Origin of the sequence: Flavobacterium fluviale (genome assembly GCF_003312915.1) — a bacterium.
Lineage (GTDB): Bacteria > Bacteroidota > Bacteroidia > Flavobacteriales > Flavobacteriaceae > Flavobacterium > Flavobacterium fluviale.
In genome coordinates this window covers 3,362,958-3,380,044 of record NZ_CP030261.1, presented here as the reverse complement: position 1 = coordinate 3,380,044, position 17,087 = coordinate 3,362,958, and the positions used below count along the sequence as shown (strand labels likewise).

15 protein-coding genes are annotated in these 17,087 nt (G+C 32.9%); 6 read left to right on the top strand and 9 right to left on the bottom strand.

The window, feature by feature from the left end:
• The first annotated feature begins 7 nt into the window (after positions 1 to 7).
• Both HYN86_RS14790 and HYN86_RS14785 read left to right on the top strand, forming a co-directional pair.
• Positions 8 to 2,173: an endonuclease MutS2 gene (locus HYN86_RS14790; protein WP_113678735.1), complete on the top strand. Its 2,166-nt coding sequence runs from the start codon at positions 8 to 10 to the stop codon at positions 2,171 to 2,173.
• Between the two features lie 277 nt (positions 2,174 to 2,450).
• Positions 2,451 to 2,864, top strand: a complete 414-nt coding sequence (locus HYN86_RS14785) for a thiol-disulfide oxidoreductase DCC family protein (RefSeq protein WP_113679959.1) — start codon at positions 2,451 to 2,453, stop codon at positions 2,862 to 2,864.
• A 198-nt stretch (positions 2,865 to 3,062) separates the two neighbouring features.
• Here HYN86_RS14785 and ettA read toward each other — a convergent pair whose 3' ends face one another.
• From ettA to holA, 3 genes are all read right to left on the bottom strand, one after another.
• Positions 3,063 to 4,754 (bottom strand): energy-dependent translational throttle protein EttA, encoded by a 1,692-nt coding sequence (ettA, locus tag HYN86_RS14780; protein WP_113678734.1) that lies wholly within the window; start codon positions 4,752 to 4,754, stop codon positions 3,063 to 3,065.
• A 66-nt stretch (positions 4,755 to 4,820) separates the two neighbouring features.
• Entirely contained in the window at positions 4,821 to 4,997 is a 177-nt protein-coding gene (locus HYN86_RS14775; protein ID WP_205334605.1) for a CAL67264 family membrane protein, read from the bottom strand.
• A gap of 71 nt (positions 4,998 to 5,068) precedes the next feature.
• Entirely contained in the window at positions 5,069 to 6,073 is a 1,005-nt protein-coding gene (gene holA, locus HYN86_RS14770) for a DNA polymerase III subunit delta (protein ID WP_113678732.1), read from the bottom strand.
• Between the two features lie 97 nt (positions 6,074 to 6,170).
• On the opposite strand from holA, the gene HYN86_RS14765 reads away from it, so the two are divergent.
• The 3 genes from HYN86_RS14765 to HYN86_RS14755 are packed head-to-tail and all read left to right on the top strand — an operon-like array spanning position 6,171 to position 8,530.
• The gene (locus tag HYN86_RS14765; protein WP_057118044.1) at positions 6,171 to 6,623 is read left to right on the top strand and encodes a type I restriction enzyme HsdR N-terminal domain-containing protein; all 453 of its coding nucleotides are present in this window, start codon (positions 6,171 to 6,173) and stop codon (positions 6,621 to 6,623) included.
• A gap of 21 nt (positions 6,624 to 6,644) precedes the next feature.
• Positions 6,645 to 7,664, top strand: a complete 1,020-nt coding sequence (locus HYN86_RS14760) for a glycosyltransferase family 2 protein (RefSeq protein ID WP_113678731.1) — start codon at positions 6,645 to 6,647, stop codon at positions 7,662 to 7,664.
• 32 nt (positions 7,665 to 7,696) lie between these two features.
• Positions 7,697 to 8,530 (top strand): OmpA/MotB family protein, encoded by an 834-nt coding sequence (locus tag HYN86_RS14755; RefSeq protein ID WP_113678730.1) that lies wholly within the window; start codon positions 7,697 to 7,699, stop codon positions 8,528 to 8,530.
• Positions 8,531 to 8,700: 170 nt separating this feature from the next.
• On the opposite strand, the gene HYN86_RS14750 is transcribed toward HYN86_RS14755, so the two are convergent.
• From HYN86_RS14750 to HYN86_RS14735, 4 genes are all read right to left on the bottom strand, one after another.
• The gene (locus HYN86_RS14750; RefSeq protein WP_113678729.1) at positions 8,701 to 9,321 is read right to left on the bottom strand and encodes an L-threonylcarbamoyladenylate synthase; all 621 of its coding nucleotides are present in this window, start codon (positions 9,319 to 9,321) and stop codon (positions 8,701 to 8,703) included.
• 76 nt (positions 9,322 to 9,397) lie between these two features.
• Positions 9,398 to 9,820 (bottom strand): hypothetical protein, encoded by a 423-nt coding sequence (locus HYN86_RS14745; RefSeq protein WP_162789387.1) that lies wholly within the window; start codon positions 9,818 to 9,820, stop codon positions 9,398 to 9,400.
• A complete protein-coding gene (locus HYN86_RS14740; RefSeq protein ID WP_113678727.1) occupies positions 9,813 to 12,146 on the bottom strand; it encodes an ATP-dependent helicase in 2,334 nt (777 codons plus the stop codon). The genes HYN86_RS14745 and HYN86_RS14740 overlap by 8 nt, the downstream gene beginning before the upstream one ends.
• A gap of 338 nt (positions 12,147 to 12,484) precedes the next feature.
• On the bottom strand, positions 12,485 to 13,252 hold the full coding sequence (locus HYN86_RS14735) for a sulfite exporter TauE/SafE family protein (RefSeq protein WP_113678726.1): 768 nt from the start codon (positions 13,250 to 13,252) through the stop codon (positions 12,485 to 12,487).
• Between the two features lie 125 nt (positions 13,253 to 13,377).
• Between HYN86_RS14735 and HYN86_RS14730 the strand changes: the two genes are divergently transcribed.
• On the top strand, positions 13,378 to 13,899 hold the full coding sequence (locus HYN86_RS14730) for a DUF7935 family protein (protein ID WP_113678725.1): 522 nt from the start codon (positions 13,378 to 13,380) through the stop codon (positions 13,897 to 13,899).
• Between the two features lie 70 nt (positions 13,900 to 13,969).
• On the opposite strand, the gene HYN86_RS14725 is transcribed toward HYN86_RS14730, so the two are convergent.
• Together HYN86_RS14725 and HYN86_RS14720 are read right to left on the bottom strand one after the other, a co-directional pair.
• The gene (locus HYN86_RS14725) at positions 13,970 to 14,869 is read right to left on the bottom strand and encodes a patatin-like phospholipase family protein (RefSeq protein ID WP_113678724.1); all 900 of its coding nucleotides are present in this window, start codon (positions 14,867 to 14,869) and stop codon (positions 13,970 to 13,972) included.
• Positions 14,870 to 15,016: 147 nt separating this feature from the next.
• Positions 15,017 to 17,083 carry a M1 family metallopeptidase gene (locus tag HYN86_RS14720; RefSeq protein WP_113679958.1) on the bottom strand — a complete coding sequence of 689 codons (2,067 nt, stop codon included), beginning with the start codon at positions 17,081 to 17,083 and terminating at the stop codon, positions 15,017 to 15,019.
• Positions 17,084 to 17,087: the final 4 nt, after the last annotated feature.

The window sequence follows — 17,087 nt, the reverse complement described above, 5'->3', positions numbered from 1 at the left end:
AGATTAAATGATCAGTATTACCGAAAAAACATTACAAGACTTACAATTTCCAACAGTACTCGAAACCATTTCAGATGGATGCAACACCGATATTGGAAAAGAAAAGGCTTTACAAATAAAACCATTTAGAGATAAAGAAGAATTGATGCAGTCATTAATGCAGACATCAGAATATGTTTCTTCTTTTCAAAATAATAACGCGATTCCTAATCATGGATTCGATGCTATAACTCATGAAATTAAATTTTTAGCAATCGAAGACAGTTTCTTGGAAGTAGGCAGTTTTAGAAAAATTGCCAATCTTTCTGCAACTACAAATGTCTTACTGAGTTTCCTCAAAAAATTTGACGACTATTATCCTAATCTCAATGCAAGAGCTTCTCGGGTAGAATTGACAAAAGACATTATTACGGCAATTGATGCAATTGTCGATAAATATGGAGAAATTAAGGATAATGCTTCGCCAGCTTTATTAAGTATTCGCCAGAATATGAATTTGGTACGTGGAAAAGTAAATCAAAGTTTTGGCGTTGCGCTTACACAATATAATGGTTTAGGATATTTGGATGATATTAAAGAAAGCTTTGTACAAAACCGCAGGGTTTTAGCAGTGCTAGCAATGTATCGCCGTAAAGTAAAAGGTTCTATTTTAGGAAGTTCCAAAACAGGAAGCATTGCTTACATTGAACCAGAAGCTACTCTAAAATATTCAAGAGAGTTAGCAAATTTAGAATATGAAGAGAAGGAAGAAATTACGAGAATTTTAAAAAATCTGTCAAACGTAATTCGTCCTTACTTACCTTTATTAATTGAATATCAGGACTTTTTAAGTGATATTGATGTTGTTGCGGGAAAAGCAAAATACGCCAATCGCATTAACGGAATCTTGCCCGAAATTACAGAAGAAAGAAGATTATTTTTTAGAGAAGCCTATCATCCGATTTTGTATTTGAACAACAAACAAAAAAATGAAGTTACACATCCGCAGACCATTGAGCTAAAACAGGAAAATAGAATTATCGTAATTTCTGGACCAAACGCCGGCGGGAAAACTATTTCTCTAAAAACCGTTGGTTTATTACAATTGATGCTGCAGTCTGGAATTTTAATTCCGGTACACGAAAGAAGCGAAACTTTCTTATTTGATAGAATCTTAACTGACATTGGAGACAACCAATCTATTGAAAATCATTTAAGTACTTATAGTTACAGATTAAAAAATATGAATTATTTCTTGAAGAAATGCAACAAGAAAACCATGTTTTTAATTGACGAATTTGGTACAGGTTCTGATCCTGAATTGGGAGGTGCTTTGGCTGAGATTTTTTTAGAAGAATTTTATCATCGTGAAGCTTTCGGAATTATAACAACGCACTATTCCAATTTAAAAATTTTGGCAAACGAATTACCATATGCCACAAATGCCAATATGATGTTCGACGAAAAGTCTCTAGAACCAATGTACAAATTGGCGTTGGGTCAGGCAGGAAGTTCGTTTACATTTGAAGTTGCCCAAAAAAATGGAATTCCGTTTGGATTGATTAATCGTGCGAAAAAGAAAATCGAAGTTGGAAAAGTTCGTTTTGATAAAACCATTGCGACTCTTCAAAAAGAAAGGTCAAAGCTTGAAAAAACTTCTTTGAATTTAAAAGAAGAAGAAACTCGTGCACGTGAAGAAAGTAAAAAGATGGAAAACATCAATACTAGAATCCAGCAAAAATTGGAAAGCTATCAAGAACTATATGACAGTAACCAAAAGATTATTTACATTGGACAAAAAATTGATGACATCGCCGAAAAATATTTCAACAACAAAAATAAAAAAGAACTAATAGGTGAATTTTTAAAAATAGTTGAAATTGAAAATTCAAAACGAAAAAAAGCAACTCCAAAAGAAACCAAAGCAAAAGTTGAAAAACAAAAAGAAATTATTGCTGAAGTTCAGGTAAAAGTTGAGGAAATTCGAAAAGAGAAAAAAGAGAAAAAATTAAAACCTGTTATAGAAAAACCAAGACCAATTTTAAAAGTGGGCGACCGAGTAAGAATGATGGACGGAAGATCTATTGGAAGTATCGATTCAATAGAAAAAAATAAAGCAACAGTAAATTATGGAATTTTTACATCGAAAGTAAGCTTAGACGAATTGGAGTTAGTTGAAGCTGTGAAAAAATAGTTTTCAGTCTCAGTGGCGGTTTTCAGTTTTTAAAATATGCTAAAAATTAAGTAAAATTAAAATAAAGCTATTTAACAAACGATCTTTTAAAACACAACAAAAGAGGTTGATTTATTTTTTAAATTAATTTAAAAGTAAATATTAAAGCCATTTTTGATAAATAAAATTTATTAAAATTTAAAAATAGATAAATTTTAAAAATATTATCTAATTAACTCATAAATTTACAATTTTAAAAATGCGTTTTAGAATAGTAGAAAAACTTGACCTTACAATAATGGAAGATATTCCAAAGAATAAAAAAATAATCCTTTTTGACGGAGTTTGCAATCTCTGCAACTCTGCTGTACAATTTATTATAAAAAAAGACAAAAAAGATATTTTTAGATTTGTCGCATTGCAGTCAGAATTAGGTATTTCGATTTGCAAACATCTGGGAATTAGTTTTTCAAAAATGGACAGTATTATTTTATACGATCCGGGAACAGCTTATTTTTATAAATCTTCAGCAGCAATTGAGATAGGAAAAAACTTTGGAGGTTTTTGGAAATTAATTCCAATTTTTAGAATTGTTCCAATTTTCATCAGCGATTTCATTTACGATTATGTTGCCAAAAACCGATACAATTGGTATGGCAAAAAAGAAAGCTGCATGATTCCTACACCGGAACTGAAATCGAAATTTCTTTAAGAAGAAAATCTAATAGAAAAATTGCAAATTCCAATTTTATAACGAGAACCCAATCTTTGTCGAGTTTCTCGCGAAGATCTCTCTCCCCAAGCCTCGGGATCGAAAATAACAAACTTAACGCAAAAACATACAAAATAGAAAAATCCCAAATTCACTATTATTGGAATTTGGGATTTTCTATTGAATTTATTAGAAAAATTATCTAATTAACTTTCTATATTTCAAACGTTTTGGAGTTAAGTCACCACCAAGACGTTTCTTTTTGTTTTCTTCATAATCTGAAAAACTTCCTTCGAAGAAATAAACTTCAGAATCTCCTTCGAAAGCTAAGATGTGCGTACAAATTCTATCTAAGAACCATCTGTCGTGCGAAATAATTACGGCACAACCCGCAAAATTCTCCAAACCTTCTTCTAGTGCTCGAAGCGTATTTACATCTAGGTCATTCGTAGGCTCATCCAGTAAAAGTACGTTTCCTTCTTCTTTCAATGTCATTGCCAAGTGCAAACGATTACGCTCTCCACCTGAAAGCATTGAAACTTTTTTATTTTGCTCGCCTCCACCAAAGTTGAAACGAGATAAATAAGCTCTTGAGTTAACCTGCTTTCCTCCCATCATCACTAATTCCTGACCATCGGCAAAATTTTCCCAGATCGATTTGTTCGGATCGATATTGGAGTGAGACTGATCTACATAAGCAATTTTTACAGTTTCACCAACCGAAAATTCTCCACTGTCCGTAGCTTGTTCTCCCATAATCATTTTGAAAATTGTAGATTTACCAGCACCGTTTGGTCCGATAATACCAACAATTCCTGCTTGTGGCAGCGTAAAGTTCAAGTTATCATACAATAATTTATCGCCAAAAGCTTTGGCAACATTTTTAGCTTCAATAACATTTGTACCTAAACGCGGACCGTTCGGGATATAAATTTCTAGATTTTCATCTAGTTGTTTTTGATCTTCGTTTAATAATTTGTCGTAGTTCTGTAAACGAGCTTTTTGTTTTGTCTGACGACCTTTTGCTCCTTGGCGAACCCACTCCAACTCACGCTCTAAAGTTTTTCTACGTTTAGAAGCCACTTTTTCTTCCTGAGCCATACGGTTTGATTTTTGGTCTAACCAAGAAGAATAATTTCCTTTCCACGGAATACCTTCTCCTCTATCCAACTCTAAAATCCAACCGGCAACATTATCAAGGAAATATCTATCGTGCGTTACCGCAATAACAGTTCCTGCATATTGTGCTAAATGTTGTTCTAACCACAAAACTGACTCAGCATCAAGGTGGTTGGTAGGCTCATCTAATAACAATACATCTGGCTGCTGTAATAACAAACGGCATAAAGCCACACGACGGCGCTCACCTCCTGAAAGGTTTTTAATAGGCGTATCTCCTTCTGGAGTACGCAATGCATCCATTGCAATTTCTAATTTTGTATCGATTTCCCAAGCACCAAGAGCATCAATTTTATCTTGTAATGCTGCTTGACGGTCCATCAATTTATCCATTTTATCTGGATCTGAATAATTCTCTTCAAGACCGAATAAATCGTTTATCTGATTGTACTCTTCTAAAACTGCCATAGTTTCAGCTGCTCCTTCGCGAACAATTTCGATAACTGTTTTAGAATCATCAAGAATTGGTTCTTGTTCTAAATACCCAACAGTATAACCTGGCTGAAAAACCACATCTCCTTGATAGTTCTTATCTACTCCAGCAATAATCTTTAAAAGTGAAGATTTCCCAGAACCGTTAAGTCCTAAAATACCAATTTTTGCTCCGTAAAAGAAACTCAAGTAAATATTTTTAAGAACAGGTTTGTCTGCTCCCTGATAGGTTTTACTCAATTTCTGCATTGAGAAAATTACTTTCTTATCGTCTGACATTCTATTTTATTTTTAATTTTTATTTATTTTTTTCGATAATTTTGATATTGTGACTTACATTCGGTTTTAAACCCTGCCTTTTAAAGCATTAAAAACCCAGGCATTAGCTAAAAATCCAACTCCCACTGCAGCAAATCCCCAGCCTGATACTTCACTGTATCTAAAAATACCAAGACCTATAAGTAACAATCCCATAAGTACCATTATAAAAGTACCCCATCCTAAAACGGTATTTTTATTCATTCCCATAATTGTGTAATTATTTTTTAAGTATCAAAATTTTTAGAAACGCAAATATCGTGAATTTTACTGGCTTAATTAAATATTTTATACAGCATTTCTTTCAGCAAATCAGATTGTGGTAAAGCATTGGCCCCCACACCTTTACTTTTAATATCAATATCTCTTAAAGCGCCAACTATCTGGCTAACCTTTCGCATTGGATAATTTTTTACAGCCAAATCATATTCTTTCAAAAAATATGGATTTACCCCAATTGCTACAGCAACATTCTTTGGATTTTTATCTTTTAAACCGTGATATTTTAGAAGCTGCACAAAAAATCCGAATACTAATCCTGTTGTCATTACTAGAGGATATTCTTTTGGATTATGAGCAAAATTTTCCGCTATTTTATAAGCCTTCAACTGATTACGTTCACCAATTGCTTTTCGAAGTTCGAAAACATTATAATCTTTGCTAAAACCAATATTTTCTTCAATATGCTCGGGCATAATCATAGTTCCCTGTGGTAAAATGATCTGGAGTTTTTCAAGTTCATTATTAATTTTACTTAAATCTGTACCTAAAAATTCTACAAGCATAGCATTAGCCTTAGGATCAATAGTATATTTTTTACCAGCCAAAACACGCTTAATCCAATCGCCAACTTGATTTTCGTATAACTTTTTGCTTTCGTAAACGACACCTTTTTGTGCTAAAAGTTTAGTGACCTTTTTACGTTTATCGAGTGTTTTATATTTATAACAAAAAACCAGCACTGTAGTTTCCATCGGATTATCTACGTAAGATTCTATTTTATCAATTGTTCGGGACAAATCCTGAGCTTCTTTCACAATAACAACTTGACGATCAGCCATCATAGGATAGCGTTTTGCTGTTGAAACAATATCATCAATAGAAACATCTCTTCCGTACAAAACTGTCTGATTAAAGCCTTTTTCTTCTTCAGCCAAAACATTCTGCTCAATATATTCAGACAATTTATCTATATAATAAGGTTCTTCACCCATTAAAAAATAAATTGGCTTAATATTTCCGGCTTTTATATCGTTAACAATTTTTACTACTTCGTCCATTAAATTAAATTTTCAGTGTTCAGGCTCAGTTTTCAGTTTCAAAAATAAATAATTAACTAATTTTCAAATTGATTAATTTTCAAATTATATTTGCTTTATGTTAAAACTTAATTTCCCTGCTTACACTTTCCGATTCAAAAATAGCGAAAATAAAGTGTCTATTTTTGATGAGATCAGGAAAAAATTTATAATTCTCACGCCAGAAGAATGGGTTCGCCAGCACGTTGTTCATTTTTTAATGTACGAGAAAAAGTATCCCAAATCACTAATAAATGTAGAGAAGGTTTTAACGGTCAACGGATTACGAAAACGTTACGATGTTGTAGTTTTCAACTCAGATGGTACTATACATATATTAGTAGAATGTAAAGCACCAGAAGTTAAAATCTCTCAGGCAACTTTTGACCAAATTGCCCGTTATAATATGACGATGCAGGCACGGTTTTTGAATGTCACAAACGGACTAAACCATTTTTATTGTCAGATGGATTTTGAAAACGAAAAATATGAGTTTTTAAGAAACCTGCCTGATTATAAAGAAAACCATTAAAAATAAATAATTAAAATACTTTTGGATAAAATAGCAGTTGTCATTTTAAATTGGAACGGGGTAAAATTGCTGGAGCAGTTTTTACCATCTGTTATTCAGTTTTCAGAAGGAGCATCTATATATGTTGCTGATAACGACTCTACAGATAATTCTGTTGACTTTGTTACAGAAAATTTCCCTACCGTAAAGATTGTCAAAAACTCAGAAAATCATGGCTTTGCAAAAGGTTATAACGATGCGTTAAAACATATTGACGCCGAAATTTTTGCATTGGTAAATTCCGATATTGAAGTTACCGAAAACTGGCTGAAGCCTATTATTGAAACTTTTGATACTGAAAATCAAACCGCTATCATTCAGCCTAAAATTCTGGATTTTAAAAATAAAGAATATTTTGAGTATGCGGGAGCAGCGGGTGGTTTTATCGATAAATTTGGTTATCCTTTTTGTCGTGGCAGAATCTTCGAAACAATAGAAAAAGACAACGGACAATTTGATGATAATATTGAAATATTCTGGGCATCAGGAGCTTGCTTTTTTATCAGAAAAAAAGTTTTTCAGGAATTAGGCGGATTTGATGAAAGCTTTTTTGCGCATCAAGAAGAAATAGATTTATGCTGGCGTGCTTCTAACGAAGGGCATATTATAAAATACAATTGTAAATCAGTGGTTTACCATGTTGGAGGAGCAACATTACAACAAGGAAACCCAAAAAAGACCTATTTGAATTTTAGAAATTCATTATTAATGATGGTCAAAAATCTGCCGAGAAGAAGATTATTTTTTGTGATTTTCTTTCGTATGATTTTAGATGGTATTGCAGGTATCCGTTTTCTTACACAAGGTAAAGTAGGACATACTTTTGCGATTTTAAAGGCACATTTTTCATTTTATTGCTTATCTTTAAAATATATCGGAAAAAGAAAAGATTTTCAGATACAGCAATACTATATGGTTAAAAGCATCGTTTTCCTTTATTATATCAGGAAACTGACTCTATTTAAAGAAATCTTTAACAGTATTCAAAATATTAAAAACTAAATTTGTAATCAAGTCTAATTAAAATTAAATTTATGAGAAAAATAGTTATCGCACTATCAGTATTAATGGCACTAACATCATGTGTTTCTAAAAAGAAATACGCTGAGTTGGAAGCTAAAAACAAAGAGACTCAAGATTTGTTAAACTCATGTACTGTAAAATTAAATACGTGCTTAGAAGAAAAAGCTGGATTAGCTGCTACAGCTGAAAGCTACAAACAACATAATCAAGATTTAATCAACAGCTCTAAAGATTTAACTATCTTAACAACTAAAGGTGCTGAAAATCTTGAAAAATCTCTTGAAAGCTTAAAAGAAAAAGATTTAAAAATTTCTAGACTTCAAGATGCCTTAACTAAAAAAGACAGTGTTACTTTAGCATTAGTTACAAGTTTAAAAGGTGCAGTTGGAATCAACGATCCAGATATCGAAATCAATGTTGAAAAAGGAGTTGTATTTATCTCTATCGCTGATAAATTATTATTCAAAAGCGGTAGCTATGAAGTAACTGACGCTGCAAAAGGTGTATTAGCTAAAGTTGCAAAAGTAGTTAACGACAAACCAGATTTCGAATGTATGGTTGAAGGACACACAGATAACGTTCCTTACAAAAGCAACGGAATTATCTTAGACAACTGGGATTTAAGTGTGAAACGTTCTACTTCTATCGTTCGTGTATTAACAAACGATCTAGGTGTTAACCCAGCTAAATTAATTGCTGCAGGTAGAAGTTCTTACGTACCATTAGTTGCTAATGATTCTGCTGAAAACAAAGCACGTAACAGAAGAACTCGTATCGTAGTTATGCCAAAAATCGATCAATTCTATGATATGATTGAAAAAGAAATGAAAAAACAAGCTAAATAATTCTTGTTTTACATTCTATAAAAACAGAAAAAGCAGGTCGATTGACCTGCTTTTTTGTATTCTTAATTTTGGCTGATTAAGAATAGCATTATTTTTAAATAACTAACTAAATTTTAACTTTAATAAAGTTAGGTATTATTTTTAAACTTTTATACAATTAAAGTATTTATTTACAAAATATCAATATCGCCTTTTCCTTCTCTTACAATAACTGGTTCATGTTCAGATAAATCTATAATAGTTGAACCAACATTATCTCCATATCCTCCATCAATAACTAAGTCTACAAGATTCTGCCATTTCTCAAAAATCAATTCTGGATCTGTTGTATATTCAATTACATCATCTTCATCACGAATAGAAGTTGAGACTACTGGATTTCCTAACTGACGTACAATTTCTAATATAATATTGTTGTCAGGAACACGAATACCAACTGTAGTTTTCTTTTTAAATTCTTTTGGAAGATTATTATTTCCAGGTAAAATAAAAGTATATGGTCCTGGCAAAGCTCTTTTTAAAATTTTAAAAGTAGAAGTATCAATCTGACGCACGTAATCTGACAGATTGCTCAAATCGTGGCAAATGAATGAGAAATTAGCTTTCTCCAATTTGACTCCTTTAATTTTAGCAATTTTCTCTAATGCTCTAGAATTGGTTATATCACACCCTAAACCGTAAACAGTATCTGTTGGATAAATCACCAATCCACCATTCTGAAGTACTTTTACAACTTTTGCAATTGCAGCTTCACTAGGTTTATCTGAATATATTTTTATGAACTCAGCCATTATTTTTTTGTTTCAAGTTTTTAGTTGTTTCAAGTTTTGTTTTAAAACCTAATTTTAATGCTACCTAATTAAGTCTTCAATAATCTATTAAATTTTCAAAATAGAATACATCGTTCTCTTCAATTTTTGCGTCAGATGGTTTTTCAGAAAAAAAGATCTCATTTACTCCAGTAAAACTATAATTTATTACAGTCAAATCGCCTGTTCGTGAATTTAATTTATAAAATTTACCTTTATCAATCCACCATCTTCCTCTTTCGTTCCAAACTCTTACTTCACAATCTTTTGTCGAAGTAAAAACAATAAAGTATTTTCCAGTCTCATCTCTATTTATAGTCCAATATATTTTAGGGACAAGTGTGATTTTATCATATTCAGCACCTTTCCAATATCCGACTAACTTTTTATCATTTTTTCTTTCCAATTTTTCAGATTGCCCAAGAACATTTAAAGAAATCAAAAAGACAAAACTACGTAATAAGATTTTCACACTATCCAACCACATCTAATTTAGCAAATCTTAGCAAGAGTTTCTTAATTCCTCCTACTTCAAATTTGATTTCTGCTTTTTTATCAGCTCCAACTCCTTCTAAATTAATCACTTCTCCTTTTCCGAAACGTTCGTGCATTACTACATTTCCAACAGTCAGTTTACTGTCAAACAAATTGGGTGCACTTGAATTCGGATTGGTTCCGACTGGTTTTAACTTTCTAATATTCAGATCCGGTTTCGGATTATTATCTGTAACATGTTTTGGAGGCGTTCCTCCAACTGGTTTTGCTAATCTAAGTTTAGATTTATCAACGTCACCAAAAATATCTCCATCAATTGGTGATTTATAGCGGTAATTTGTTTCTGCAGGGGTTAGATATTCTAAAAACTGCCCGTCAATTTCTTCAATAAAACGAGATGGTTCACTATCGGTCAATTTTCCCCAGCGGTAACGAGATTGCGCATAAGTCAAATACGCCTGATGTTCTGCACGAGTTAAAGCTACGTAAAACAAACGACGTTCTTCTTCCAATTCACTTCTCGTACTCATACTCATAGCACTCGGGAACAAATCCTCTTCCATACCCACCACAAAAACGTGTGGGAATTCAAGTCCTTTTGCTAAGTGAATCGTCATTAAAGCTACACGATCTTCATCGTTGGTATCTTTATCTAAATCTGTTGCCAAAGCCACATCTTCCATAAATTCAGAAAGCGCGCCTCTTGCTCCATCAATTTCTCTCTGCCCTTCGGTAAAATCTTTAATACCGTTTAAAAGCTCTTCTATATTCTGAATTTTCGCCATTCCTTCCGGTGTAGCATCTTTCTTCAATTCCTGAACCAAACCAGTTTTCTTTGCAACGTGGTCTGTAATATAAAAAGCATCTTGATTCTGATCTATAACCTGAAAACTCTGAATCATCGTTACAAAATCTTTCAGTTTATTTTTTGTGCCAGCATTCAGTTTTAAATCGATCTTGTCAATATTAACCATTACTTCCCAAATCGATCGTTTGTAATGATTGGCTGCAATTGTCAATTTTTCTACCGTTGTATCTCCAATTCCACGTGCAGGATAATTAATTACACGAATCAAAGCCTCTTCATCTTTCGGATTCAGAACCAAGCGTAAATAACATAAAACATCCTTAATTTCCTTACGTTGGTAGAACGACAATCCGCCGTAAATTCTATACGGAATATCACGTTTTCTCAAAGCATCCTCCATCGCACGTGACTGAGCATTCGTACGATACAAAATTGCAAAAGCACCATTATGAAGCTGATTCTGCATTTTCTGCTCAAAAATTGTACTGGCTACAAAACGCCCTTCTTCAGCATCTGTCAAACTTCTGTGAACTTTAATTTTAGGACCAAATTCGTTTGCAGTCCAAACTACTTTATCCAACTTGGTCTTATTATGTTCCATTACAGTATTTGCCGCTTCAACAATATTTCTTGTCGAACGGTAATTCTGCTCTAAACGAAACATTACTACACCTTCATAATCCTTCTGGAAATTCAAAATGTTATTAATATTCGCACCACGGAAAGCATAAATACTCTGCGCATCATCTCCAACCACACAAATATTCTGAAATCTATCAGACAAAGCCCTAACAATCAAATACTGAGAGTGATTTGTATCTTGGTACTCATCAACCAAAATATAACGAAAACGATCTTGATATTTAGCCAGAACTTCTGGAAAACGAGTTAGCAATTCATTGGTTTTCAACAATAAATCATCAAAATCCATTGCTCCGGCTTTAAAACAGCGCTCCACATACTGCTGATATATTTCTCCCAATCTTGGTCTTTTTGCCATTGCATCTGCTTCAACCAATTCGGGATTATTAAAATAGGCTTTTACCGTAATCAAGCTATTTTTGTAACTAGATATACGCCCCAAAATTTGTTTTGGTTTGTAAATATCTCGATCCAGCTGCATTTCTTTAATAATCGAGGAAATTAATCTAGCCGAATCCTGAGAATCATATATGGTAAAATTGGAAGGATAACCTAAATGATCAGATTCTGCACGCAGGATACGCGCAAAAATAGAGTGAAACGTTCCCATCCAAAGGTTCTTTGCCTCGCTCGCCCCAACAATATCCGAAATCCTGTGTTTCATTTCTCGGGCCGCTTTATTGGTAAAAGTCAGCGATAAGATATTGAAGGCATCAACGCCTTGAGCCATCAAATAAGCAATTCTAATTGTTAGAACTCGGGTTTTTCCCGAACCTGCACCAGCAATAATAATCATTGGCCCATCTTTTTTAAGAACGGGCTGTCTTTGCGCTTCGTTGAGCTGGTCAATATATTTCTGCATGTAATTTTCTCCTTTTAGGCAAAATTAAGAATTTAAAAAGAAAGTTCCTAAGAAGCTGCGCAAAGGTTCTAAGATGTTGAGATACTAAGGTTCTAAGTTTTTTTTGAAGCCAAACAAAAGGCATATTTTCCGGCATGGTTTCCCGCTTTCGGCTTTATCTCTTCATTTCATTACGAGGATAACGCCTCAATCGGGGCTAGATTCAAACAATATTTTCTAAAGGTTCTGAGCTGCTAAGATTCTAAGACGCTAAGTTTATTTTCCTTTAATTAATTAAGAAGTAAATATTAAAAGCCTCAGTACCTTAGAATCTCAGAACCTTAGAATCTCAAAAAAACTTACTTAAAAAACACATCATAAGCAAAGCGAATCAAAGTTCCAACAACCACAATTAAAAAGAAAATCCGAATAAAACCGTTTCCTTTATTAATTGCCAGTTTTGCACCCAGCCAGCCTCCAAGTCCGTTGCTTACTGCCATCGGAATTGCAATTGTCCAGATAATTTTTCCTTTAATCATAAATAAGCAGATCGAACCAAAATTCGTCGCCAAGTTGACCATTTTTGCATTCGCGGAAGCGTGAAGAAAATCGAAACCTAAAAGCGCTATAAATGCTACCACAAAGAAACTTCCTGTTCCAGGGCCGATAAATCCGTCGTAGAAACCAACGATTATGCTAATAACAACCGCATAAATTATTTGAGTTGCAGCAGAATGATCTTTCGCTGCATGTTGTCCGAAATTTTTCTTTGCGTAGGTATATATAAAAAGTAAAGATAAAACCACCAGTAAAAGCGGTTTCATAAAATCGTTGCTCACCATCGTCAAAATCGTAGAACCTAAAAACGCCGAAGGAACCGCCAAGCACATCATAATGAGCAGCAATTTCCATTGAATAACAACCTTTTTTAAATACTGAAAAGCAGCAAAAGCGGTTCCGCTGAAAGCTGGGATTTTTAATGTACCTACAACTGTAGAAACTGGTAAATTGGGTAATAAAATTAATCCCATTGGAGTTTGTATCAATCCGCCGCCGCCAACAATCGCATCAATAAATCCCGCTGCAAAAGCTGCTAAACAAAGAAAAAATATGATATAGGAATCCATTAAAAATTATATTTCAGATAAATTAAAAAACAAGTTTCAAAAGTACAGCTTCCTTTTTGTTTATTACCAAAAATTTAAAGTGGATTTTTCCTCAAAAAGTATATTTTTGCTTAAAAATTATTCAAATGGATTTTAATAAAATTATAGAACTTGCGAGTTATACTCTGCCGGCATTAGTTACAGGAGTTGTAGCTTATCGTTTTTTTGAACTGCACATTAAAAACAATGATAGAAAGCGTGCTTTTTTATTAAATAAAGAATATCAAAAACAATCTCTGCCAATACGTTTACAGGCTTATGAGCGTATGACTTTATTTTTAGAACGCATTAATCTGAATAAATTATTAATCAGGATTTCTCCGATTTCTCAAGATAAACATGATTATGAAAATTTTGTAATCGAACAAATCGAACAGGAATTTGAACATAATCTAACACAGCAGATTTACATGTCAGACGAGTGCTGGACGATCATTACGACTGCAAAAAATGCAACCATTCAAATGATTCGCAAAGCAGCAATGAGAGATAAAGTAGAAAACGCGGATAAATTACGCGAAGTAATTTTGAATGATTTACTAGAAAAACAATCGCCAAGTAATGCTGCGTTGGGTTATATTAAAAATGAAGTAGCTGATCTTTGGTAAAAATATTTTAGAATTCAGATTTTAGACAAAAGAAAAACTCAATCTAAAATCTAAAATCTGAATTCTAAAATTATTTATTGTCACTCATAACCTCAGACTTATTCTGAGCATATTCGTAACCTTGCTCCCACCAATCTTTCATCACATCTTTATTGAAAATCAATGCATTGTCCGTAAGTTTAATTGGGGTGTAATATAAATTAAGTTTTACATTTTTATTATTTGCCATAAGTTTTCCTATAGCAATATCGTGTTTTTCTACTTGATCTAGAGCAATTCGGAACAAATCAATCATTAAAGAAAAAGGATTTTTACCAATCACTGTTTTAGTTGTATTGACCTCGGTTTCTAAAACAATTACATCTATTTCTGTGGCGCCTCTGTTAATTGCTTCACGAATTGGCACCAAGCTTGAAAATCCGCCATCGCCGTATTCAAAATTGTTTTTCTCAACTAAACTCATAAACGGAACATAGTTGCTCGAAATCCAAGACCATTCACAAAACTCTTCGTACGTACAATCTTTTACAGATTTATATTCTGATTCGTTTGTTGTAAAATTGGTCACCGTAACTATAACATCGGTCTTTAGTTTTTTAAGATTATTGAAGTCGGACAATGAAAAGTTATTCTTAATATATTTTTTCAAACCTTTACTTTCGCCAAAAGTTCGTTTTCCCTTAAAAAACTGACGTATTACATTAAAGTGATTAATGGTCACAATATCAACACCATCTTTATTTTTAACAACAAACGGACAAATATTAAAAATACTTGCCATAGTCACATTAGTATAAACTGAGTGAATTTTTTTAATGTGGCCGAGAGCTAAATGCGGAATTAACAAACTTCCTGTTGAAGTTCCTAAAAACAAATCGTATTCGTGTCTTTTTTCTTCTATTAAATACTGGGCAACACCGCCGGCAAATGCGCCTTTACTGCCTCCGCCAGAAATAACCAATGCTCTCATGTGCGTTTTAAAGTTATGTGTTATGAGTTATGGAATTTAAAAGTTTCTCAACTTTAAACCTCATTACTCTATTGTATATTCTAATAAATCAATGATTTACACCTTAAATTTTGGTTTTCAAAACGCATAACCTATAACATAAAACCTTTAACTTTTTTCAATCAATAAACGATTCAATTGAAACTGTTCATCGGGGGTCAAATTAGGTAAAATTCTATTAAATGAAGCACGCATTTCTGGATTTTTTAAAAGAATACGAATATTATCTCTGCCAAACTTAGAAAATTGCCACATATGATGTGTAGTTGCCCCAACTAAATTACTCAAAACCTGATCGTTAATAATTTTAAAAGCAAGCAGTTTTTCTAGAGCATTTTGTCGTGTAGTAGCTTCATATTTTGTTGATGAAAATGAAATGAGTTCATTAATCAGAGATTCTTGATCATTGCTGTAATTTGGCGTAGACAATACTAGCGAAAGCCATAAAGTACGCAGATTATAATCGTTAAAACCAATCCAGTTTTTAGATTTATCTAAATATTTTACTCTATGGTCTGGGAAATTTCTCCATAGCCAATACAGTGCTATTTCTTGTGTTTGATAAGATTTATCATCAAGCAAAGTTTCATAATTCAGTCTAAAATCTTCAGGAATTTTGGTCAGCGTTTGTGCAACATTTTGACGAATTTCAGTATTATTGGTCTGCAATGCCAAAAGCAAAAGCGGTTTTTTAGACTCATACTTTTCATTTTCTAACTGATCAACAACTGCTCCTTTTACCGAATGATAAACATTTGATTCTAAAGTACTTTTAAAAATATCTATTTTTTCTGCTAAAGGTGTTTTCTTTAACTTATCAATTTCCAATCGTTTCTGAATCGTTTTATTTTTACTCAACAAAGCATTTGCAGTAGGTGTATCAAAAGCAGTCGATTCTAACCAAGTTTTCTGGAATTTTTCCAGATCGAAATTTGAAACTTTCTTAATCTCGTCAAAGAAGTTCTGCGTGTTTACAGTCTGATAAGCATATTTATTCAGATAACTTTTTATAGCTTTTTTGAAAGCTTTATCACCAATCGATTCGTGGAGCACAAATAATGTCCAGGCTCCTTTTTCGTAAAATGTGAGCGAACTAGCTTTGGCATTTAAAACCGGAATTGTATCTGTTCTTGAAGCAAATTTTATCTGCTGTGCGGTATCGTATAATTTTGAATAAAAATAGTCTTCTCCATAAATATCTTTTTCTGCCAGAAGAGCAAAATACGTTGCAAATCCTTCTTGAAGCCAATGATGTGTACTGCTTTCGGCTGTAATTAAATCTCCAAACCAATGATGTGCCAATTCATGAGCGTCAACATTGGTGTAATTTCGATCGCAAAAACCAATTGAATCTACCACATAACGAGTTGCAAATAAAGTCGTTGTTGTATTTTCCATTCCCGCATACAGGAAATCTCGAACTGGAATTTGTCTGTTAATCTGCCAAGGATATTTCACACCTATTTCCTTCTCCAGAAAATCAAAAATTCGTTGCGAATAGCGATACGTCGGCTCAATACGATCGGCATCTTTCGGCTCATAATAATACTCTAACGGAATTTTACTTTTAGATTTAAATTCTTTCTTATCAAATTTTCCAACCGCCAGCATTAATAAGTAAGAACTCATTGGTTTTTCCATTTGATACTGCCAGTGAATTAAATTTCCGTTTGGTGTTTTTTGTTTTATAACTCCATTCGAAACAACCTGATAGGATGCATCATAAGAAATTCCTAAATTAAAAATTAGTTTCTCATTCACATCGTCAAAACTCGGAAACCAATTACTGGTGTATCTGCCCTGCCCCTGCGTCCAGATCTGTACTTCATCGTTTTCTGTATCAACAAAATACAAGGCTTGTTTTGGTTTTACCGTATAGTTAAAAGTTAAGTGATTCTGACTTTTTGTAAAAGGAAAAACAATTTTTAACTGCTTAGTAGTATTTATGAAAACGACTTCTTTATCATTGATTTTCACATTTGAAAATTCCATGTTTTTAGCGTCAAGCGAAATAGTATCACAATCTTTCAAGACCTCAAACTGGAAATCGACAGCACCAGAAACTATTTTTTCTTTTGAATTCAACAACAATTGTCCCGAAACAGATTTAAAATCAAAGTTTTGAGTTTGCTGTGAGAATATAAAACCAGTAAATAATAAAAAAATGTATTTCATTGAA